The organism is Pseudomonadota bacterium, assembly GCA_010028905.1.
Taxonomy (GTDB): Bacteria; Vulcanimicrobiota; Xenobia; order RGZZ01; family RGZZ01; genus RGZZ01.
In genome coordinates this window covers 1-22429 of sequence record RGZZ01000028.1, presented here as the reverse complement: position 1 = coordinate 22429, position 22429 = coordinate 1, and the positions used below count along the sequence as shown (strand labels likewise).

Annotated in this window: 20 protein-coding genes; 16 read left to right on the top strand and 4 right to left on the bottom strand. The window is 64.8% G+C overall.

The window, feature by feature from the left end; genetic code table 11:
* The 15 genes from EB084_03995 to EB084_03925 form a co-directional block, all read left to right on the top strand.
* On the top strand, nt 1-1908 hold a 1908-nt coding region (locus EB084_03995), incomplete at its 5' end, for a hypothetical protein (GenBank protein ID NDD27411.1).
* 240 nt (nt 1909-2148) lie between these two features.
* Nucleotides 2149-3036, top strand: coding sequence for an OmpH family outer membrane protein (locus EB084_03990; protein ID NDD27410.1), 888 nt, complete (start codon nt 2149-2151; stop codon nt 3034-3036).
* A 24-nt stretch (nt 3037-3060) separates the two neighbouring features.
* Entirely contained in the window at nt 3061-4503 is a 1443-nt protein-coding gene (locus EB084_03985) for a hypothetical protein (protein ID NDD27409.1), read from the top strand.
* 74 nt (nt 4504-4577) lie between these two features.
* Nucleotides 4578-5060, top strand: a complete 483-nt coding sequence (locus tag EB084_03980) for an OmpH family outer membrane protein (protein ID NDD27408.1) — start codon at nt 4578-4580, stop codon at nt 5058-5060.
* Nucleotides 5061-5110: 50 nt separating this feature from the next.
* Nucleotides 5111-5872: a UDP-3-O-(3-hydroxymyristoyl)glucosamine N-acyltransferase gene (locus EB084_03975; GenBank protein NDD27407.1), complete on the top strand. Its 762-nt coding sequence runs from the start codon at nt 5111-5113 to the stop codon at nt 5870-5872.
* A complete protein-coding gene (locus EB084_03970) occupies nt 5869-7662 on the top strand; it encodes a hypothetical protein (protein ID NDD27406.1) in 1794 nt (597 codons plus the stop codon). The genes EB084_03975 and EB084_03970 overlap by 4 nt, the downstream gene beginning before the upstream one ends.
* A complete protein-coding gene (gene lpxC / locus EB084_03965) occupies nt 7652-8575 on the top strand; it encodes a UDP-3-O-[3-hydroxymyristoyl] N-acetylglucosamine deacetylase (GenBank protein ID NDD27405.1) in 924 nt (307 codons plus the stop codon). Before EB084_03970 ends, lpxC begins: the two co-directional genes overlap by 11 nt.
* A gap of 115 nt (nt 8576-8690) precedes the next feature.
* Nucleotides 8691-9632: a gfo/Idh/MocA family oxidoreductase gene (locus tag EB084_03960; protein ID NDD27404.1), complete on the top strand. Its 942-nt coding sequence runs from the start codon at nt 8691-8693 to the stop codon at nt 9630-9632.
* Nucleotides 9633-9805: 173 nt separating this feature from the next.
* Nucleotides 9806-10660 (top strand): acyl-ACP--UDP-N-acetylglucosamine O-acyltransferase, encoded by an 855-nt coding sequence (locus EB084_03955; GenBank protein NDD27403.1) that lies wholly within the window; start codon nt 9806-9808, stop codon nt 10658-10660.
* 5 nt (nt 10661-10665) lie between these two features.
* Nucleotides 10666-11892: a lipid-A-disaccharide synthase gene (locus EB084_03950; protein NDD27402.1), complete on the top strand. Its 1227-nt coding sequence runs from the start codon at nt 10666-10668 to the stop codon at nt 11890-11892.
* Nucleotides 11819-13135, top strand: coding sequence for a hypothetical protein (locus EB084_03945; GenBank protein NDD27401.1), 1317 nt, complete (start codon nt 11819-11821; stop codon nt 13133-13135). The genes EB084_03950 and EB084_03945 overlap by 74 nt, the downstream gene beginning before the upstream one ends.
* On the top strand, nt 13132-13737 hold the full coding sequence (locus EB084_03940) for an isoprenylcysteine carboxylmethyltransferase family protein (protein NDD27400.1): 606 nt from the start codon (nt 13132-13134) through the stop codon (nt 13735-13737). The genes EB084_03945 and EB084_03940 overlap by 4 nt, the downstream gene beginning before the upstream one ends.
* 46 nt (nt 13738-13783) lie before the next feature.
* On the top strand, nt 13784-14317 hold the full coding sequence (locus EB084_03935) for a hypothetical protein (GenBank protein ID NDD27399.1): 534 nt from the start codon (nt 13784-13786) through the stop codon (nt 14315-14317).
* 34 nt (nt 14318-14351) lie between these two features.
* On the top strand, nt 14352-15128 hold the full coding sequence (locus EB084_03930; protein NDD27398.1) for a hypothetical protein: 777 nt from the start codon (nt 14352-14354) through the stop codon (nt 15126-15128).
* On the top strand, nt 15125-16342 hold the full coding sequence (locus EB084_03925; GenBank protein ID NDD27397.1) for a hypothetical protein: 1218 nt from the start codon (nt 15125-15127) through the stop codon (nt 16340-16342). Before EB084_03930 ends, EB084_03925 begins: the two co-directional genes overlap by 4 nt.
* Before the next feature lie 52 nt (nt 16343-16394).
* Here the strand turns inward: EB084_03925 and EB084_03920 are convergent, their stop codons facing one another.
* Both EB084_03920 and EB084_03915 read right to left on the bottom strand, forming a co-directional pair.
* A complete protein-coding gene (locus EB084_03920; protein ID NDD27396.1) occupies nt 16395-17099 on the bottom strand; it encodes a DNA-binding response regulator in 705 nt (234 codons plus the stop codon).
* 52 nt (nt 17100-17151) lie between these two features.
* Nucleotides 17152-18141: a fatty acid hydroxylase family protein gene (locus tag EB084_03915; GenBank protein ID NDD27395.1), complete on the bottom strand. Its 990-nt coding sequence runs from the start codon at nt 18139-18141 to the stop codon at nt 17152-17154.
* A 138-nt stretch (nt 18142-18279) separates the two neighbouring features.
* Between EB084_03915 and EB084_03910 the strand changes: the two genes are divergently transcribed.
* Entirely contained in the window at nt 18280-18876 is a 597-nt protein-coding gene (locus tag EB084_03910; protein ID NDD27394.1) for a translation initiation factor IF-3, read from the top strand.
* Between the two features lie 93 nt (nt 18877-18969).
* Here EB084_03910 and EB084_03905 read toward each other — a convergent pair whose 3' ends face one another.
* Together EB084_03905 and EB084_03900 are read right to left on the bottom strand one after the other, a co-directional pair.
* Nucleotides 18970-21489: a glycogen/starch/alpha-glucan phosphorylase gene (locus EB084_03905; GenBank protein ID NDD27393.1), complete on the bottom strand. Its 2520-nt coding sequence runs from the start codon at nt 21487-21489 to the stop codon at nt 18970-18972.
* 134 nt (nt 21490-21623) lie between these two features.
* A partial coding sequence (locus tag EB084_03900) for a 4'-phosphopantetheinyl transferase superfamily protein (GenBank protein ID NDD27392.1) occupies nt 21624-22429 on the bottom strand: 806 nt, incomplete at its 5' end.

Genomic DNA, 22429 nt, shown 5'->3' with positions numbered 1-22429 from the left:
AGCGGGGCGGAAGGTGGGCCGAGGGAAGAGGGTCTCCTGGTCAAGCTCATCGACGTCGAGGGAAACAGCGCCGTTCCCACGGCCGACATCCTGCAGGTGGTCTCCTCGCGCATCGGCGAGCCGGCAGAGAAGTCGCGCATCCAGCGTGACATGCAGAACATCTACGAGCTCGGGTTCTTCACCGATGTCAAGGTGCGCACCGAGCCGTACATCAACGGGGTGCGCCTGGTCTATCGCGTGCTCGAGAACCCGGTGGTCAAGAGCGTCGTCATCGAGGGCAACAAGATCGTTCCCAGCGAGAAGATCCGAAGCCTCATGGAGACCCGGGTCGACAAGATCCTCAACACGAAGACGCTCTTCGCCGACATCACGGTGATCAACCGCTACTACGACAACGAGCTGGGCTATCTGCTCGAGCCCACCCACGTCACGAACCTGAAGTTTGCGCAAGACGGGGTTCTGCGGCTGGGCATCACCGAGGGGGTCGTGGTGCGCGAGATCCGCATCGCGGGGAATACGGCCCTCAAGACCCCGGCTCTCCTGGCGCTCGTGAAGATGCGCCCGGGCCAGCTGTTCAACCAGTTCACGATGAAAGACGATTCCGAGCGCATCGCCAAGTACTACGAGAAGCACGATTACATCCTCGACAACATCAAGCCCGGGGTGAACAAGGACGAGGGTGCCGTCACCTACAACGTCATCGAGGCCAAGGTCGAGGAGATCCGGGTCGAGGGCAACACGCGCACCCGCTCGATCGTCCTCAAGCGCATGATGCGCACCAAGGTCGGCGCGGTGCTCAAGCGCACCCGTCTCCAGCGCGACATCGAGCGACTCAACTCGAGCGGTTTCTTCGAGACCGTCAACGTTGAGCCCGAGCCCGGCTCTGAGGCGGGCAAGGTCGTTCTCGTCTTGAAGGTCAAGGAGCAGAAGACGGGAATGGCCACCCTCGGCCTCGGCTACACGGGCGGTGGCACGGGAGCGCTCCAGTCTGGTGTCACGGGCGCCATCTCGTTCTCCGAGCGCAACTACAACGGCACCGGCAAGTCGGCGTCGGTGTCGTGGCAGCGCGGCGTGAACATCGAGTCGTACGGTGTCAGCTACTTCGACCCCGTGCTCAACGACCAGCAGGACTCCGCCGGCATCTCGCTCTACCACAGCTCGTACAACAACCTGCGCCAGCCGGTCATCGTCCAGGGCGGCGTGGCCAACGCCTACGCGCTCTACAACGATCGGCGCACCGGTGGAACGCTCACCTACGGCAAGTTCCTGAGCGACGACGTTCGCATGTTCGCCACGTTCAAGCACGAGTCGCTCAACATCACCCAGGCGGCGGCTTCGGCCTACGTGCCCATCGGTCTCGGCACCGGCATCGCGAACTCGCTCTCGGTGAACGTGCTCAGCGACACCCGTGACGACCTCTTCAACCCCCATCAGGGAACCTACGCCAACGGCGGAATCGCTGTCAGCGGCGGACCGCTGGGGGGCAACTTCAGCTTCAGCAAGGCACAGTTCGAGATCCGTCACTACATTCCGCAGCGCAGCAACACCATTGCGATGCGCCTGTGGGCCGGGGCTGGCAATGGCGCGCTCCCGGTCACCGAGATCTTCTACCTCGGTGGCTCAGACACGCTGCGCGCATATCCTGACAACTCGTTCATCGGCAGCCGCTTCGTTCTCTTCAATGCCGAGTACCGCTTCCCCATCGCCAAGCTGAAGCTGCTCAACGGCGCGATCTTCACCGACATGGGCGACGCCTGGTTCAGCAATCAGCCGTTCCGCCTCTACAAGGACGTGGGCGTCGGTCTGCGCCTGGTCTTTCCGAGTCTCGGCCTCGGCGTGATCCGTCTCGACTACTCAATGGGAGATCGGGGAAATCGCTCGACCATCAACCTCGGTCAATCGTTCTGATCCGTCTCTCTGGAGACGGCAGGAGCGGGAGTGTGTCAGCGCTGTCTCGACAGCGCTCTGGGAGCGTGTCTCCCGGAAGCGTCGTCGCGATGCGCGCCCACCGGCCTGGGTCGCTGGCTCGAGAACTTGCGAAACTCGACTGAATAAGGTATAGTCCAACATCAATTTGGAGCGGGCGCCTCTTGCCGCTGGGCCTCACGGCCCGCCTGGCACCCGTCCGCTCAAGAGGAAAGAATCGACATGGCAGACACCGACAACAAGGCGGACAGCGGACCCCAGGCAATGCTGAGAGGGCTGCTCATCGTGGTGGCCGTCGCGGTCATCGCGGTGGTGGGTGTGCTCCTGTTCACGAAGAAGACCCCCGGCGGGAGCCCGCTCGGCGGATCTTCACAAGGAACGCAGCAGGTGGCGATGCTCGACTCTGAGGCCATCTATGCCCTGCCGGAGTTCACCAAGGCCAAGAAGGACCTCGAGGAGCTGGGCAACCACAAGGAGACTGAGCTGCTCCAGATCATCAAGGACAAGAAGCTCTCTCCGGAAGAGGCCGAGAAGCTGCGGGTGCAGATGCGCGACGACCTCCAGCAGGAGCAGGGCAAGCGCGTCACACCGCTCAACCGTCGCGTGACCCTTGCCATCGCCAGCCTTGCGAAGGAGCGCGGCTACAAGGTCGTTCTCGACAAGCGCATCGTGGTCACGGGCGTAGCCGACGTGACCGAAGACGTCAAGAAGAAGTTCGAAGAGATGAAGTCCGCCGATCTCTCGAAGGAGACCGAGCCGGCTGATCCCGCAGACAGCACCGTGGGCTACGTCAACCAGGAGACCATCTCCGAGCTGCGTCTCTACAAGGAAGCCCAGCAGAAGATGCTCGTCGAGTATCAGAAGATGGCCGGTGAGGTTCAGGCGAAGGCCAAGAACCTGTCGCCCGATGACCGCGAGAAGGTCCGTCAGGAGATGGCCAAGGCGTTCCAGGAGAAGCAGGTCGAGGTCATGAAGCCCGTCAACGACAAGGTCACCGAGGCCATCACGTCGGTGGCAAAGGAGAAGGGCCTCAGTCTCGTCCTGAACAGCCACCACATCATGTGGGGTGGCCGCAACCTCACCGATGATGTCATCAAGAAGCTCATCTAGCCAACCGTGGAAGGCAGGGCTCGCATGAAGATCTCACACGCGATCCGCAACGTTCTCACGCTTGCTGTCGCCACCGGGCTGGGCGTCGGCCTCGTCTTCCGCTGGCCTGTCAGCGCTGCGCCTGCGCAGCCCGTGGCAAGCCCCGTGGCGGAAGACGTGCTGAGCCACGTCGGGGTGGTCGACATCGAGCGCTTGATGCGCGCGAACCCCGACTTCACCCGTCTTGAGCAGATCGATCAGGAGATCGCCTATCTCAGCGCGCAGATCGAGTCAAGCGGACCCAGTCAGGACGAGCTTGTAAAGGACATCCGCAAGCAGCTCGACGCCATGAAGAATCGTCTGGTCGAGAAGTTCCAGGCTGATGTGGCGCGCATGAAGAGCGACATCGACGCCCGCAAGGCGGCCGTGGAGTCGACCCTGAAGGCAGAAGCCGCCAGCATCGGTTCCCAGCTCCAGGCCTACCAGGAAGAGCTGAAGCGAAAAGCGGGCGCTGGCGGGGCCATCACGGTAGGCCCTGGCGCCGATACCAAGGTCAAGCTGCAGGCCGAGATGGCGAAGGCCTCCGAACCCCTGCTTCTCGTGGCGCGTCAGAAGATCGCCGCGCGGCAGGTCGAGATACAGCAGGCCGTCGACGCCGAGATGCAAGACGCCAAGCGAAAGATGGAGGGGCGGGTTGCCGAGCAGATGGAGGCGGTGCTGAAGGCCGATCAGGCCCAGAAGCTTCAGCTCCAGCTCGATCTCCAGACCGCCACCGACGAAGAGCAGCGCAAGTCGCTGCAAGACCAGCTGGCCAGGCTCACCGACAAGGAAGAGACGCGACGTGACGAGCTTCGCAAGGAGCTGGCCACTGATTTCGATGCGCGGCGAAAGGCTGCCCTGGCAAAGCACCAGGCTGATTTCAACGCCTACAGCGCCAAGGTGAAGGCCGAGGTCGACAGCCAGATCCGTGCACGACAGGGCGCGGTGCTCTCGAAGTATGGGGTGTCTGGCATGGAGCCCACGAAGGTGGCCGACCTCCAGGCCGCGATGCAGCTGAAGCAGCGCGAGCTGAAGGCGCGGTTCGAGGCCCACAAGGACGAGCTCGTCGGCGGGCTGAAAGCGGCTTCCGAGCAGGCACAAGCACACCTCAAGGCCGAGCAGAAGAAGATCGAGGACAAGCTCAAGGCCGAGCAGAAACGCCTCATCGCGGGCGCTGTGAAGTCTCAGGGCAAGCTGTCGGCGGAGGAGAAGGCCCGACGCGATCGCCTCTCGGGGCAGCTCACCGAGCTGAAGACGCAGAGAGAGCGCGTGCACGACGCCATCATGGCGCAGATCCGAGAGAACGTGCGCAAGCTCGCCGAGGAGCAGAAGGTTCCGCTGGTGGTCGGTGACTACCGCGTAAACATCAAGTGCCAGGATCTCACCGAGCTGGCGCTCAAGCAGGCGGCGGGTGCTTCGTCCCCGTCAGCCTCTACGGGAACCCCGTGATCCGACAAACCCACGGGGTCTACCAGTCTGGGTCGGCAGCGCCGACCGCTTCATCAACAGGGAGCTTCACGAACTTGAAGATCAGAGTCGCATCCTTCGTGGTCCTGCTCGGCGTTGCGCTGACGGGCGCGTTCATGTCAGGCTGCGCGTCACGCGCGCACGCAGACAAGGCAGGCCTTCGCTTCGGCGTCGTCAATCTCGAGCGCGTCCTGCCAGAGATCGATGACTACAAGAAGTTCAGCGAGCAGTACGTCCAGGAGCGGCAGCGCCTCATCGGCGAGCTCGGCACCGACCCCAAGAAGGTCGAGGCGTTCCTCAAGGACGACCAGCGCAAGCAAGAGCTCGAGCAATCGATTCAGAAGTGGGATCAGACCCGCCGCAAGTTCGTCGACAAGCTGACCGAGGAGATCCGCACGGCGTCCACGGCCGTGGCCAAGGAGAAGAACCTCGACATCGTCTTGCTCGATACGCCGTGGCTGCATCTCTACCAGCGCCTGGGCTACGACATCACCATCGAGGTTCAGGCCGAGCTCAAGGACGGCAAGAAGGCGCGCTGACCGGCTCTCCTGCGAGAGTGACGACAGTACGAGAGAGAAGGCGGAGCGCTGTGAGCACGATGGCAGAGAACGCGCAGGTCCATCCGACCTGCGTGTTGGGTCAAGGGGTCGAGCTTGCTCAAGACGTGTGCCTCGGCCCGTTCGTCGTGCTTGGCGACGGGGTTCGCATCGGCGCGCGCAGCCGTGTTGAAGACGGTGCGTGCGTGGGCGACGGCTGTGCGATCGGCGCCGATTGCGTCATCGGTGCGGGCGCAGTCCTGCTGCATCAGGTGAGGCTGGGGAACGGGGTCATCGTCGGCCCCGCCGTGGTGATCGGCTCTGACGGCTTCGGCTTCGTCGAAGACGGGGGCGTCCACCACAAGGTCCCCCAGGTGGGCGGCGTGGTCGTGGAAGACGGCGCGTTCATCGGCGCAGGTGTCTGCGTCGACCGAGGAACCACCTCTGATACGATTGTCGGGGCGGGTACGGTCATCGGCCCGCAGGCCCAGGTCGGCCACAACGTCCGCATCGGACACGATTGCCGCATCGGCGCGCAGACAGGCATCGCGGGAAGCTGCACCCTCGAGGACCAGGTCACCCTGGGCGCCGCCGTTGGAACGCTTCCCCATCAGACCATCCATCGTGGTGCCATCGCCGAGTCGCGCACCGGCATCACGAAAGACGTGCCTGCAGGCAGCCACGTCGAGGGATACCCCATGCGTCCCGTGGAGGAGCATCGCTGGCTGCAGTCGCAGCTCGATCGCGTGCCTGCGCTGGCAGCCCGTCTTGCGGCGCTGGAGGCGCGGCTGGCCCAGGAGGCCGATCCGTCATGATCCGCCGGGCCCTGGTGCTGATCGCCGCATTTGCCCTGCTGAGCATCGGATCGGCAGTTGCTCGTCCCACCGTTCTGGTGGGAGGCACGGTGGTCATGACCTTTGCGGGAGATGCCAAAGCCAGCGCTGACGCGCGTGCCAAAGTGGTTCAGCGCAACGTCGACGCAGCGATACGCGCTCGCAAGCCCGCCGCCACCATCGAGGCCGTGCAGCGCAAAGGCCTCTATTGCATCGTCTGGGCAGGTCGCCCCATCTGCACCGTCGACGATCTTCAGGCCAAGGCCAACGGCTGCTCCTCAAAGGAGCTCGCCGAGCGCTGGGTGAGAGGCCTCCGCTCGGCTGTGGGTGTAGGCTTTCTCGCAGTCACCCCCGACAGCCTTGTGATGGGGGTCGGGGGAGTCCGGACCCTCAAGGTTGCTGGTCTTGCCACAGGGCCCATCCAGGTCCGCGCCAGCGGCCGCGGGCTGACGGCGTCAGTGAGTGCCGACGTGATCACGTTGAAGGCCCGAGAGATCGGTCGCTGCACGCTTCAGGTGACGCGTGGCGGGGCGGCGGTGAAGGTGCCGGTGGCCATCAAGGAGGTGGCGGGCACGATCTCTGAGCGCGTGCGCCAGGACGTGACGGGAACGCCGGCTTCCGCGGAGACCCTCGAGGAGGGGGTGGCGCTGGGCATTCGCACGGCGGTCACTTCGAAGCCGGGAGCCACGGTCGAGACCCGCATGCTCACGCCACTGCCATCGTCGCTGGGGGTCGGGGCCGAGGCCACGGTAAAGGTCTCGGTTAGCATCGAGGGCCCCGATTACTTCACGGTGAGCCGTGTGGTCGACGTTGTGATTCGCAACGAGAACACCGCTCTCCAGGCGCCCGTCTTGCTGATGCTCAGCAATCGTCCGGAGAAGATCGGCGGCGAGGGCGTCCTGTTCAGCAGCGCGTTTCGCCGAGACCAGCCGACCCGTCTGCTGTACTCGCACCTCAACGCGGGAGGCGGTGTGCAGTACCTCTGGGTGAACCTGACCAATCCGAGCGCTGAGCCGGTGCGCGTGCACGTGCTCCAGGCTGACGGAGGGCCCGCCCAGGAAGAGCTCTATGTCGGTCACCGCTGCAACACGCGCTTCCTCGAGGACCTCTCGCGCAATCAGGGCGTGGTTCTCACGATTCCCCCGCATCGCACCTGGTCGCTGGCGCAGTATCGCATGCCCGCGCGTGAGATCGTCTCGGGTCTGGCCCAGATGCAGCTCCTCTCGGGCGATGAGCTCCGCGTCACCGTCGAGACGAGCGCTGACAGAGAGCGCGTGGGTCGCATCGAGAAGGTGGTCGACGCCCCGTTCAATCCGTTTCGCATCCATCCGAAGGGGGTCTTCGCTCGCCCGAACATCCTCGTGAACGAGAAGTATGTGGCGGGCTCGTCTGATGCACGCGAGATTCCCTTCGGGAAGTCTCCCTGGCTCATCGACCCGGTCAGCGGTGAGCCGAACACGGGCAATTACGGTGTTCTCTACGAGCTTCGCGTCGAGCTCCAGAACCCCACCTCGGAGACCCGCAGAATCTCCCTGTACTTCCAGCCGGTGAACGGGGTGGCCCTCGGGAGCTTTCTCGTGGAGGGGCGGCTTCTCGAATCGGCCTGTCTCAAGCCTCCCGCGCGCCAGCTCATCAGCACGCTCGAGCTCCTGCCGCAGCAGAACCGCACGGTTCGCATCATCACCATGCCGCAGGCCGGGTCCCACTATCCGGCGCGCATCCTGATACAGTCTCCTCCCCAGGAGACCTCGCGAGGCAGAGATGGCATCTGAGAAATTTCCCCAGCAGACCTTGCAATGTGCCGTCACGGTGTCGGGGGTGGCGCTGCACTCCGGCGTCGACGTGGAGGTCACGTTGCACCCCGCTCCGCGCGATCACGGCATCCGCTTTCGGCGCATCGACCTCGCTGATGCCCCCGAGATCGCGGTGGGTCCGCAGACGCTCGAGGCGGGCCAGCGATGCACGGCCCTGCGAAACCCGTCTGCGGGCGTGAGAACCGTCGAACATCTGCTCGCGGTCACCTACGCGCTCGGCATCGACAACCTGCTCATCGACATCAGCGCCGAGGAGATGCCCATTCTCGACGGCAGTGCCGCACCCTGGCTGGCGGCCGTCGATTCGGCCGGCATCGCGGCGTGTGATGGAGAGGCCCGTGTCATCGACGTGGTCGAGCCGGTGCTGGTCTCCGTTGGGGAGACGCATCTGCTGGCCCTGCCCTCGCCGCAGCTGCGCGTGTCCGCGGCGTCGGTCACGGCGCACCCTGTTGCAGGAAGTCAGGCCGCCGACATCATCGTGACCCCCGAGCGCTTTCGCAGCACGCTGGCCACTGCCCGGACGTTCTGCTACCTCGAAGAGGTCGAGGCCCTTCGGGCGGCTGGCCTGGCCCGAGGAGGAAGCCTGGAGAACGCCATCGTTGTCATGCCCGACGGTTACTCCAGCCCCCTGCGCATGCCGAACGAGCTTGCTGCGCACAAGGCCCTCGATCTGCTGGGAGACCTCGCGACCCTCGGGCTCCGCCTGCGTGCCCACGTCGTGGCCGTGAGGCCCGGGCACGCGGCAAACCAGCAACTTGTCAAGGCAATCTGGAGTCAGTACTGTTGCGGTCAATCGGAATCGTTGAAAGAGGGCATTGCCCCCTCATGTGGAATGGAAGCGGACAATCATCGCCCCGTGACCGTGAGATAGCGATGTATCCCTCCCGCGGGGCGACGAGGGTCGCCGTGAGAACCCGCGGACAGGCGCCTCGAGGAGGAACAGAAAGTTGGAACGAGTGAAGGTCGCCGTCGTCGGAATCGGCAACATGGGTCAGCACCATGCGCGCATCTATTCAGAGATGCCCCATGTCGAGCTCGTGGGCGTGGTCGAGATCAATGAGCTGCGCGGTCATCAGGTCGCCCAGCGCTATCGCACGAACCTCTTCACCGACTATCGTGACCTCTTCTCCCGCGTGCAGGCGGTCAACATCGTCGTCCCCACGAGCATGCACTACGATCTGGCCCGCGAGTTCCTCGAGAACGACATTCACGTGCTGGTCGAGAAGCCCATCACCGTCGACATCATGCAGGCCAAGCACCTGGTCAGCCTGGCCAAGCGTCGCAACCTGATCCTTCAGGTAGGTCATCTCGAGCGCTTCAACCCGGCGGTGGCGCTTCTGAAGAAGATGGTCAAGACGCCGCTGTACGTGGAGTCCCATCGCCTCAGCTACCCCTCTCGGCGAAACACCGACGTGGGGGTCATCTGGGATCTGATGATCCACGACCTCGACATCCTTCTGAACCTCGTCGACTCCCCCGTCGAGGAGGTCACGGCGCTGGGGCGCTCGCTCTACTCGCCGCACGAAGATCTTGCGTCGGTCCAGGTGCGCTTCACCAACGGCTGCATCGCCAATCTCCTGGCCAGCCGGGTCAGCGGAGAGCGCCTGCGACACCTTCAGGTGGTCGAGGAGGACGGCGACAACGTTCGAACGCTCAGCCTCGACTTCATCAACCAGACGCTGGCGATTCTCACGCCGGACAATGAGAAGCAGACCAATCCCCCGGAGTACATCCCGATCAAGAAGGAAGAGCCCCTGCGCCTGGAGCTCGAGCACTTCACGGAGTGCGTGACCACCAATCGCACGCCGCTGGTGACGGGTGAAGATGGCAAGCGGGCGCTCGAGCTGGCCATCTCGGCAGTGAACAACATGAAGCTCGTGAGCAGCAACGCCGCGTTCTCTCGCGCGCGGGTTGCCGTGGCCGGCTGAGCCCTCAGCCGGCGACACGCCCCACCCAAGCGGAACGGGCCCCGGAAGAGGGCTGTCGGGCCGAAGGTTGAAGATACGGCCAGCGGGTGATCTGCCCTCGCAGGAGAACGGCGGCAGATGAACCCTCGGCGGAGGTAATCCAAGTGACGCATCAGCTATCTGCCCCTGGATCGATTGCGTTCGACGTCCATCCGACGGCGCAGATCCATCCGGAAGCGCAGCTCGACAAGAGCGTGCGCGTTGGCGCATTCACCGTGATCGGACCTCACGTCGTCATCGGTCCCAACACGCGCATCGCCTCTCACGTTGTCATCGATGGCTGGACGCGCATCGGGGCTGACAACGAGATCCACGCCGGCGCCATCCTCGGAACCGCGCCTCAAGACCTTCGCTATCGCGGCGAGGAGTCGCACGTGCGCATCGGTGACCGCAACGTCATCCGCGAGTATGTGACCATCAACCGGGCTTACAACCATCTCGGGGCCACGGTGGTGGGCAATGACAATCTCCTCATGGCGTACACCCACGTCGCCCACAACTGCGTGCTCGGCAACGGCATCATCATGACCAACTACTCCGGGCTGGCGGGCCACGTCGAGATCGAGGACTTCGTTGTGCTCGGCGGCATGGCGGGGGTGCACCAGTTCGTCCGCATCGGGACCATGGCCATGGTCGGAGGCGCCGCCAAGGTCATCAAGGACATCCCGCCCTACTCCATTGTCGACGGCCAGCCCGCAAGAATCTACGAGATCAACAGCATCGGCCTCAAGCGTCGCGGCATCAAGCCCAATGTGCGCGCGGCCCTGCGCCAGGCGTTTCGTCTCATCACCCGCAGCGGCCTGAACCTCCCGGAGGCTCTCGAGGCTGTGCGGCAGCAGGTTCACCTCTATCCAGAGATCGAGCATCTGGTCTCGTTCATGGGCCAGAAGTCTCGCATGGGCGTGCTGATGCGCTTCGCCGAGCGCAACGGGAATGGCCGGCAGCATCGCGGCGAGGCGCACCGCGAAGGAACGCCGGTCACGGACTGACGGGCGTGCCTGATCACGAGACCCCGAGCGTCGACGGGCTTCGCCCGGCGGAAGGCGGGGAAGGTTCTGGCCGTCGCGGCAGGCCCCTGCGCATGCTGATCGTGACGGGGGAGGCTTCCGGCGATCTTCAGGGCGCCAGGCTCATCGAAGCGCTCTGGCGCGTCGACCCCACACTCGAGATCGAGGCGGTGGGGGCTGAGCGCATCCGTGCCACGGGTGCTCGGCTGCTCGAAGACAGCTCGACCTGGGGCTTCATCGGCATCTGGGATGCCCTGGTTCGCCTCCCGCTCCTGTGGATGATCTGGCGCAGGCTGTGCAACGTGGTGGCGCGCTCCCGACCTGATCTGGTGGTGCTCATCGACTGCCCCGGATTCAACATGCGCCTGGCCAAGGTTGCGCGAAACCTGGGATTGCGCACGCTCTACTACTTTCCCCCGTCTGCCTGGACGAAGAACCCGGAGCGGGTGAGAACCGTGGCGCGGCGTGTCGATCACGTCGTGGCCACGTTTGCCTACACCGAGCGCATGTTCCAGCAGGCAAACCAGCCCGTGGCCTATTTCGGCCACCCCTTTCTCGACACCGTCGTTCCCGAGGGCCCTCGTGATGAGGTGATCGCCCGCCTTGGGCTGCCCGCGGGCCGGCGCTATGTCGGTCTTCTTCCCGGAAGTCGAAGGGCGGAGATCTCGCGCATCAGCCCGAGCATCTTCGAAGCCGCGGCGCGCCTCGCCCGCTCGCTGCCCGACGTGCACTTCCTGGTTCCCGTGGCCTCGCCCGGCCTGTCTGCTCTCGTGAGAAAGACCGCGGCTCGCCACGCGCCGGGATTGTCGCTCACCGTGGTCGAGGGGGGAAGCAATGCGGTCATGACCGTGGCCGACCTGCTGATCATGACCAGCGGCAGCGCCAGCCTCGAAGCCGTGATACACGAGACGCCCATGATACTGGTGTACCGCCTGGCGCGATTCGACTATTTCCTGGCGCAGTTCGTCCTCACCGACTTCACCTTCATGGGGCTGCCCAACCTCGTGCTCCAGCGCAAGGTGGTTCCTGAGCTCATTCAGCACGACGCCAGTCCGGCACGCATCTGCGCGGAGGCAATGGCGCTCCTCACAGACCCGGTGCGGCTTGCAGAGATGAAGGACAACCTTTTGAAGGTCAAGAATGAACTCGGCCGCCCGGGCGCCATCGACCGGGTCGCTGAGTACATCTGGGAGACAATCTCCAATGGGCCCTGATGTGGTCGTCATCACGAACAGTCCTGGAGAGCTGTCTTCCTGGGTTCGGGTGACCGTCGAGAAGGTTCGACAGAGATCCGCGAGCGCGCGCATCATCGTGATGCTCGTCCCTTGTCCATACGCCAGCGGGCGTGAGGCCGAGATCGCTGATTCGTGGTCTGATGTCGATCTGGTGCTGTCACCGCGCGAGTTTCTCTCCTACCTCTCCGGCATCGGTGAGTCGCGTTACCGTCCTGCCAACGACGGGGTCGTGGTGTTCCTCGGCGGTGACTACTGGCACGCTGTTCTCATGGCGCGCAAGCTTGGCTTCCCCGCGGTGGCCTACACCGATCGGCCATCGTCGTGGGGGCGCTACTTCCGCCAGATCTGTGTCGCCGACGCGAAGACGCGGGCTGACCTCGTCAACGCAGGGGTCCCGGAGAGCAAGGTGCAGCTGGTGGGCAACCTGATGTTCGAGGCCGTTCGCCCCAAGCTCAGCCGCACCCAGGCGCTGCGACAGTGGCAGCTGCGTGAAGACGCCCTCACGGTGGGCATCTTCCCCGGCAGCCGGAGCTATCACGTGCAGGCAAGCCTTTCGGTCTTCCTCCGGGTGGCCGAAGATCTGGCCCGTGACGTGCCGAACGTGCAGTTCGCGCTCGCCCTCTCACCGTTCATCTCACACGATGAGCTGCGTCGCTGCCTCGTGGCACAGTCGTCGCCCTATCTCACGGGCAGCAACGGCACGCTCATCGTGGCCGATGACGGCCGTCTCACCGTAGAGACCGAGAGAGGGCTGCGCATCAACGTGGTTCAAGGCCAGCAGTACGATCTCATGAACGTGGCTGACATGCTGCTCACCATTCCCGGCACGAACACCGCCGAGATGGCCTGCCTGGGACGCCCCATGGTGGTGGCCATGTCGTGGCGCGCCCGAATCCCGCGGGGCGGACTGGGTGCCTTCCTGAGCATGATGCCGCTGGCCTCGCGCATCCGACGTCATCTTCTCAAGGGAATCCTTCGCAAGATCAAGTTCACCGCACTTCCGAACGTGCTCGCGCAACGTGAGGTGGTTCCGGAGGTTCGCGTGGAGCACGAGCCAGGCGAGATCTCCCGGGTCGCGGCCGATCTGCTGCAGAGCGATCGGCGGCGCGCCGAGATGAGCGCGCAGCTGCGCAGCCTGACGCAGGGCCAGGGGGCCTCCGATCGCATGGCTGATGTGATCCTCGATGCTTGCAGACCTGTACGACTGGAGGTGCCCGCATGAGAGAGTGGGTCTTTCGCTGGCGCGGTTATGTCTTGATTCCATCTGCGGCGCTCGTTCTCGCGCTCTGCCGCCCGACAAAGGAGAGCTTTCTTCTCGGCCTTCTGGTGGCCGCGCTCGGAGAGGCGCTGCGCATCTGGGGCGTCGGCTATTCCGGCACCACCACGCGAGAGAGTCGCGTCATCGCGCCGCAGCTGGTCACTGCCGGGCCCTATGCCTACGTTCGCAATCCGCTGTATGTCGGCAACTTCATCACCGCGTTCGGATTCGTCATCGTGGGGTGTGGTGGTCTCGACTGGTCGCTGCGCTGGCTTCTCGCCTCGGTGCAGATCGTCAGCTATGTGACGGTGTACGGCATCATCATTCCGCTCGAAGAGGCCTATCTCTCGAAGATGTTCGGGGACGACTACCAGCAGTACCTTGCCAGCGTTCCCCGGGTGCTTCCCCGTCTGACCCCCTACTCGCACCGCCAGGGAACCTTCCGGTGGGGGGTCATCTCCTCGGCCGAGATCCACACCCTCGCCTTGTTCACGGTGATGATCTTCATGATGCTGGCCAAGCTCATCATGCAGTCTCGCGTCTGGGAGCTCGTGTTGCGCGGGTAGATCGTCGACGTAGCGCTGTCGATCTGATGCACGAAAGGGATTTTTCATGTCCAAGAAGTTTCGCAAGACGGGCACGGCGGGCAAGCGCGCCGCCGGTGAGACGAGTGGCGTCGAGATCGAGGCCGAGGTCACCGAGGTCGACGATGAGGCGCCGGAGAGCGCATCTTCCGTCAACGACGAGCCGGCGCGCAGCAGCGCGGGCGTGAGCCCTCTGCTTCGATCTCAGGAGAAAGAGCTCGAGATCGGCCTCAGTCTGCTCGGAATCGTCTTTGGCCTTCTGACGGGCTATGGCAACGGGGTGCCCCCCGAGGCGCCATCCGGGAACGTGGTGGGCGCCATCGAGGCCGGGATCATCGGGGGCCTTCTCGGATACACGTTGGGTCGGACCCTCTTCTTCTCGGTTCGCTCGCAGTGGATCTCCTGGGTTGCCCTTCTCGGGCTCGTCTACGGCGGGCAGACGGTCGGAGGGCTGCCCGGCGGCGTGCTCGGCGCTGTGCTGGGCGCCTCGCTGGTCTGCGGCGGCGCGCTCTCGCGCTTCGACGACGTACCCGGGCCGGCAGCCTCTGGGGGCGGTGCTTGATCCGACAAGCCGGGTGGAAGGACTTCGTGCGCTGATGCGACGCGAGCTCACCCTGTTGCACACCAACGACATGCACGATCGTCGTTCGGTGTTCCCCTTTCTCGAGGCGTATCCGCGGGACGCCTCTACCCTGCTCGTCGACGCGGGCGACGCCATTCGCGGTTCGAATACCGTCTTTCGGCTTCACGAGCCGATTCTCGACGCCATGAGCCGCGTCGGATACGACGCAATGGCGTTCGGCAATCGAGAGTTCAACTACCTGCGGGGGGTGCTCCGCCGTCGTCGCGCCCAGGTCGGGTTTCCCTTCGTGTGCGCCAACGTGCGCGATCTTCGCGGCAAGGTGAACCACCTGTGGCAGCCGACGCTGATCAAGGACGTGGGGGGAACGCGCGTCGGCTTCCTCGGCCTCACTCCCGTGCAGTACCTCGAACCTTCCCTGTGGCAGACATTGTTCGGATTTGAGTTCCGACGCCCCCTCGACGTGCTCCCCGCGCTGGTCTCATCGCTCCGGGGGCAGGTCGACGTTCTCGTGCTGCTCAGTCACAGCGGATTCGAGGCTGATTGTGAGATCGCCCGCGCCGTGGCGGGCATCGATGTCATCGTGGGGGGGCACTCGCACACGCTTCTCGAGACTCCTCGTCGCGTCGGAGGCGCCGCCATCGTTCAGACGGGCAGCTATGGTCGGTTCGTGGGCAAGATGCGCCTCCGCGTGAACGAGGGCGGGGGCATCGAGATCGTCGACTACGCGCTCGTGCCCATGGCGGGGGCCGGCGTCGAAGAAGCCGATCGAGCAGCCGAGGGGGTTGCCTGACCGTGGCTCCCCACCTCCCCGCGGGTGACGTCCTCGTGTTGAGCAATGGCTTCGGCGAAGACACCATTGCCGCAAGCGTCGTGGAGCACATCCTGCGACTGGAGAACGCGCCTCGCGTTTTCGCAATGCCGCTGGTGGGTGAGGGACAGGCCTATCAGCGCCTGGGCATCGAGACGGTGGGGCCTCGCGAGCTCATGCCCAGCGGAGGGCTTCTCCTTGCCGGCTGGTCGAATGTCTTCACCGACCTGCGGGCCGGCCTCTGGGCCATGACCCTCGAGCAGATCCGCACCTTGCGAAGGCTGCGGGGGCGTCTCGGCGCCCTGGTTGCCGTGGGAGACACGATTCCGACGCTCTTCGGTGCCCTTTTCGCGCGAGAGCCCGTGATCATGGTGGGCACCGCGAAGTCGAACTACTACTATGCCTACTCCTGGCTGGAGCGTGTCGTCTTCCGTCGGTTCTGCGACACGGTCTTCACCCGCGATGAGCCCACGGCGGCCACGCTGCGTGGGCACGGGGTGAACGCCCGGTGGGTGGGGAACGCCATGATGGACTCCCTCGGCGTGACCGCTGACGATCTGCCGGTGCCGCGTGACGCAACCTGTGTCGCCATCCTTCCGGGCAGTCGAAAGGTGGCCTTCCGAGACCTGCCGGTGCTCCTCGACGCGTCGCGGCTGCTGGGCCAGCGCCGTCGCATGTTCTATGTGATGGCGCTAGCGGATTCCATCGATGTGGCTGAGCTTGCTCGTGTTGCCGCCACTCAGGGCTGGTCGTGGCGCGATGACCCTGCCTTCGCAGGAGACGGTTGCGAGGGTCTGCTGGAAGGCCACGGACAGCGCCTTCTCCTGGTCCGGGGTCGTTTCGGTGATGTGGTGAGGCCCGCCCAGCTGGTCATCGGACAGGCGGGAACCGGCAACGAGCAGGCCGTGGGCATGGGCAAGCCCGTGGTCTCGTTCGACTCTGACGGCAAGCAGCCGATGGGCTGGTATCGCGCGCGTCAGAAGGGGTTGCTGGGCGATGCGCTTTCAGTGGTCGACCGCGCCGGGGCGGCCTTGGCCGATGAGGTCTGCGCCATACTTGAAGACCCGTCGCGCTATGCCCGCATGCAGGCTGCGGGATATGATCGAATGGGGCCACCAGGGGCCTCCGAGCGTATCGCTGAGTACATTGTGTCACGCGCTGTTGAGGCGGCTTCCCGTCGTCAGATGGGTCGCTGAAGCCGGTCGGGCGGCGGAGGCGGCGTAGCCGAGAAGGGGGCGCAGGCGCGCGCTACTCCGCGTTCGGGGCAAGGTCAGGGTTGGCTTTGTATCCGGTGCCCCAGACGGTAATGATGTAGCGGGGCTCGAGGGCGTCGTCTCCGATCTTCTCGCGTAGCCGACGCACATGGACATCGACGCTGCGCTCCTCGAGGAACTCGTCTCCCCAGACGCCGCGTCGGAGCTCTGCGCGCGTGAAGATGCGCCCGGTGTTGCGCGCGAAGAAGATGAGCAGCTCGGTCTCCCGAGGCGACAGCTCGATCTGCCGGCTTCCGCGCCAGACCTTTCGGGCGGTGGCGTCGATGGAGAGATCTCCGAACAGCAGCGGCGCGTTGGCGGGATCGCTCGCCGCGGGGGTGAAGCGTCGCAGCACCGCCTGGATCCAGGCAATGAGCTCGTCAGGGTTGAACGGCTTGACGAGGTAGGCGTCGGCGCCCGTCTCGAGGCCGGATATCTTGTCCTTGTCTTCGGTGCGCGCCGTGAGCATGATGACGGGCACCGAAGAGAACCGACGTATCTCCCTGCAGACCTGGAACCCGTCGATGTCTGGCAGCATGATGTCGAGCACGACGAGGCTGGGACGCGCCTCTCTCACGGCCAGGACACCGTCGTTTCCGGTGTAGGCCTTGATCACGTCGAAGCCAGCGCGTCGCAGGTTGATCTCGACGAACTCCACAATTGCCTCTTCGTCATCGACGACCAGGATGGTTTCGGCCATGGGGAAGGGCTCGGCTCCTCGTCAGATGTTCACAGTATAGCAGACCGCCCTGTCACGCGGTGATGTGTTCCGTGCGCGCCGTCGTTGCGCCTTCCGGGCGCAGCATCTGCAGGCCCCACAAAGTCCCGCGGAGGCGCTCGCCGGAAGGAAGGCCGACAGCTGTGGCGCTTCGCGTGTGTGGAACGTGGGTCTGGAAGATGCGGTCCCAGATGGTGAGCGCCTGGCCATAGTTGCCGTGCAGGGCGCCGGGGTCGATGGAGTGGTGCCAGCTGTGGAAGACCGGGTTGTTGAAGACCCAGTCAAACGCCGTGGCCAGCGGATGGTTGAGCGACATGTCGATGTCGGCGTGCTGAAAGGCATCGAACAGATCGGTGATGATCACGAGCGCGGGCCAGACCCACGGGTCGAAGGACGAGACGTCGAAGAGCACGCCGAAGAGCACCACCGGGATGAGCGACAGCTGCACGAAGTCGACCAGGTGCATGCGCAGCCCGGCTGTGGCGTCGAGCCGAGACGTGCTGTGATGAACCGCGTGGAACCGCCAGAGCAGAGGGATGCGGTGATGCAGGTAGTGCACCCAGTAGCGGGTGAAGTCGGAGATGAGGAACACCACGAGCAGCTGTGGACCAAAGCCCTTCACGCTCGAGAGATCGCAGCGCGGAAGGTCTATCGACATCGCGGCCCAGGTCACGAAGAGCGTTCTCAGGCCGAACAGCAGCGCGCCGTTCGCCAGGTTCAGCAGCGTGTCGGCCGTCAGCCCACGACCGCCCGAGCGCGGCCACCGCGCGCCCAGTCCGAGGAACAGGGCGATGATGAGGCCATGCACGAGTGCGATCACCATGTGGCCCATCCTCGCGTCAGCGCAGAGATGTGCAGCGGGTTGTCGTAGCAGCGCATGTCTGTCATGTTCTCGCGCCGGCCCGTCTTCCTCCTCCACCCGCGTGCCTTGCCGGCCTGCGCCGATTCTCCTCTGCGGTGCGCGTCTCGAAGGAATCTGTCTGCCTGTGAACAAATCCCTCCCATCTTGACCTGTTCCGCGCATGTTCCGCCGGAGCCGATCATCGGGTATAATGAAGGTTGGTGTCGCCGTTCAGCGTCGGTGAGGGCGCGAAGTGTCACGACTCACGCGGGCTGAGCGATATCGAAATCTCAACGGAGGTGGAGTTCCATTTCGAAGAAACTGAGGGTCAACCAGGAGATTCGCGCGCGCGACGTGCGCGTGATCGACGACCAGGGGCAGCAGCTGGGAGTACTTTCCCTGCGCGAGGCGCAGCGGCTGGCAGATGAACGAGAGAAAGACCTGGTCGAGATCTCCCCCACCGCAGATCCTCCCGTTTGCCGCATGATGGATTACGGCCGCTTCAAGTACGAGCAGTCCAAGAAAGACCGCGAGGCCAAAGCCAAGCGCAAGCTGGTCGAGCTTCGCGAAGTGACCATGCGGCCCAAGATCGACGAGCACGACTTCCAGGTGAAGTACCGAATGGCGCGGCGCCTGCTTGAAGACGGTGACAAGGTGAAGGTCACCATCCGCTTCCGAGGCCGTGAGATGGCCCATCCTGAGCTGGCCATGGGGCTGCTCGAGCGTCTCTTTCAAGAGCTGGCGGGGTTTGCCGTGCAGGAGCGCGCTCCGCGCATGGAAGGTCGCTTCATGCACATGATCCTGGCGCCCCGGGAAGCCGCCCGCACGGAGGCCGCGCCTGCTCCACAGGCTGCGGCGGCTCCCCCACCGCGTCCGCGTCCCGCCGCCAGCGGTCAGCAGGCCCCTGCGGCACAGTAGGCGGCAGACCGTCCGCGCATCGCGCAAGAGAGAAGAGGAGGACGTCTGAGCGTCCTCCTCTTCTTTTTCTCGGGGCTTTCGGGGACGTACGCGTCAGACGTTACTGCCGTTGAGCTTCACGTTCACGGGGTTGATCTTCCAGATATCGTCGGCGTACTGCTGAATGGCGCGGTCAGATGAGAAGCGTCCCATTCGCGCGACGTTGATGGCCGCGCGGCGCGCCCATTCGTCCGGGCTGCGGAACACGGCGTCGACCTCTTCCTGGCAGCGGATGTACGAGGCGTAATCCCACAGGACCATGTAGGGGTCGTGGTTGATCAGGTCGTCGACCAGAGGGCGGAACAGGTCCGGTTCATCGGGGCTGAACAGTCCGGTCGAGATGGCGTTGATGACGTCGCGCAGCTCGTCGTTGTGGGCAAGCGGCTCGCGCGGATCGTAGCCGAACGACTTGAGGTGCGCCACCTCTTCGGCGCGCAGGCCGAACAAGAAGAAGTTCTCATGCCCAACGGCATCGCGGATCTCGACGTTGGCGCCGTCGAGGGTGCCGATGGTGAGCGCGCCGTTCATGGCGAACTTCATGTTCGAGGTGCCCGACGCTTCCTTGCCCGCGGTCGAGATCTGCTCTGACAGGTCGGCCGCCGGGAAGATGCGCTCGGCCAGCGACACGCGGTAGTTGGGCATGAACACGACCTTGTAGCGACCGTTCACCGCGGGGTCGTTGTTCACCACATCGGCCACGGCGTTGATGAGCTTGATGATGAGCTTTGCCATGAAGTAGCCCGGCGCGGCCTTTGCGCCAAAGATGAAGGTGCGGGGCACCACTTCGAGATCCGGGTTGTGCTTCAGCCGCAGGTAGCGGGTGATGATGTGCAGCACGTTGAGGTGCTGGCGCTTGTACTCGTGGAGGCGCTTCACCATGACGTCGAACATCGAGCTGGTGTCGATGTCGATGTCGAGGTGGTCCTTGATGTAGCGCGCCAGGTCTTTCTTGTTGTCGCGCTTGATCTGACGCAGGCGATCGCGGAAGGGGCGCTTGTCGGCGAACGGCTGCAGCTTCTCGAGCTCGTCGAGGTGCGCGGGCCAGCGGTCGCCGATGCGCGTGGTGATCTCCTTCGAGAGGCGCGGATTGCACTCGAGCAGCCAGCGACGGGGCGTCACGCCGTTGGTCTTGTTGTTGAAGCGCTCGGGCCACATCTCGTAGAAGTCGTGGAGCACGCTCTGCTGCAGCAGCTCGGTGTGCAGCGCGGCCACACCGTTGACCGAGTGCGCGCCGACGGTGGCCAGATGGGCCATGCGAATGCGCTTCTCTGAACCCTCCGCGATGAGCGACATGCGCCCCAGGCGGGCGTTGTCTCCGGGGAACCGCTTCTTCACCTGTTCGAGGAAGCGTGCGTTGATCTCGTAGATGATCTCGAGGTGGCGGGGCAGCAGCGATCCGAAGAGATCGATGGGCCACGTCTCGAGCGCCTCCGCGAGCAGGGTGTGGTTGGTGTAGCCAAACGTGTTCACCGTGATCTGCCAGGCCTCGTCCCACGGCAGCTTGTGCACGTCGATGAAGAGGCGCATCAGCTCGGCCACCGCGATGGAGGGGTGCGTGTCGTTGAGCTGGATGGCGATCTTGTCGGAGAAGGCCTTGAAGTTCTGGTGCACGTTGAGGTAGCGCCGGATGATGTCGGAGAGCGAGCAGGCCACGAAGAAGTACTGCTGCTTGAGCCGCAGCTGGCGCCCCTGGGCCGAGTTGTCGTTCGGGTAGAGCACCTTCGAGATGTTCTCGGAGATGGCTTTCTCCTCGACTGCGGCGAGGTAGTCGCCCTGGTCGAACTCCTGGAGGTTGAACTCCTGGAAGGCGCGAGCGCGCCACAGGCGCAGGGTGTTGGCGTTGGCCACCTGAAAGCCGCTGATGGGGGTGTCGTAGGCCACGCCCACCACCGTCTGTGCGGGCACCCACTGCACCGAGAAGCCGCCGTTCTCGTCGCTTGCCATCTCGGTGTGGCCGCCGAAGCTCACCATCACGCTGCGCTCGGGGCGAACGATCTCCCACGGGTTGCCGTTCTTGAGCCACTGGTCGGGGAGCTCGACCTGTCGGCCGTCGCGGATCTCCTGATCGAAGATGCCGAACTCGTAGCGGATTCCGTACCCGCCACCCGGCAGCTGCAGCGTGGCCATCGAGTCGAGGAAGCAGGCCGCAAGGCGCCCCAGACCTCCGTTGCCCAGACCAGCGTCGGGCTCTTCTTCGAGCAGATCGGTGAGGTCGAGGCCCAGATCACGCAGGGCGTCGCGCATCACGTCGGCCATGCCGAGGTTGATGAGGTTGTTGTAGGTCGAGCGCCCCATCAGGAACTCGGCCGAGAGATAGTAGACACGCTTGGCGTCTGCGTCGGCGTAGGCCCGCTGCGCCGCGATCCAGCGGTGCATGAGGCGGTCGCGCACCGTGTAGGCGAGGGCCATGAAGCGGTCGTGCGCTGTGGCGGTGAACTCGTCCTTGCCTTGGATGTAGTGCAGGTTGTCGAGGTAGGCGCGGCGCAGGCCTCGCTCATCCATGGTGGTGCGGTCGTCTTCGATCCCCTCGAACTCTTTCGCCTTGCCGTTTTCCTTTGACGTCTTCAGCGCCATTGCGATAGCCTCTCCGTGTCTTTTGCCGGCCGTGCCGGCAGGGTCAGGGCGAGCGTCCGGTGGGCGCCGGCCCGCTCTCGAGCACGCCCGATCTGGGGCGCGGCCCCCCATGTTCGGGGCCTTGCTCCTGATTCCTACAAGGGTCCGGACCAGTCGAACCCCCGAAGGCTCCAGTCATGCCCGCGCGCCACCACGGCGCCGCGAAACGCGCGATCGGGCGTGAAGGCTGCGAGCTTCCAGGCTTGCAGGTCATCATTCCCGCGATCGGCGATGAGCCTTGCGGGCTCGTCGGGGCCAAGCGATACGTCAAACCGATCGAGGGCGATGCGCAGGCCCGTGCCCAGGGCTTTGAGGTAGGCCTCCTTGCGGGTCCAGCAGCTGAAGAACCCCGCCGCCTGCTGCTCGGCGGGCAGCGCGTTCAGGGCCTGTACCTCGAGCGCTGAGAAGAAGCGCTCGGCGATGCGCTCTCGCAGCACATCGCCGCGGATCTGCTCCACGTCGACGCCCAGCTCTCGGGTGCCCACCGCGAGCACGGCGAGATTGGCCGAATGGCTCAGGTTGAAGCGCAGGTCGGAGCCCCGCAGGTGGGGCTTCCCCTGGGCGTCGATCTCGATGGGGACCTCGACCGGCGCAACCCCGAGATAGGCGCCGAGCACGTCGCGCACGAACGCGTGGGCCACGATGAACTGCTCGGTGAGGCGCGCGAACGCAAAGCGCGCGGCCCTGGCCTGCTCTTCTGGCGAAAGGTGCCGGGCGAGCTCGTCGTGGGGCCGCGGCGGGCGGTCCTGCCTGGCCCGCCACAGGTGGATCTCATCCCCGCGGGGCCGCGGGGACGAGGGGCCGGGTTTCCAGGCCATGTCTTCGCTCATCGTGGGGCAGAGGTCTCGTGGGGCGAGGCTCGCGCTGCGCGCTCGCTCAAGCGGGGTGCACCGCGGTCTTC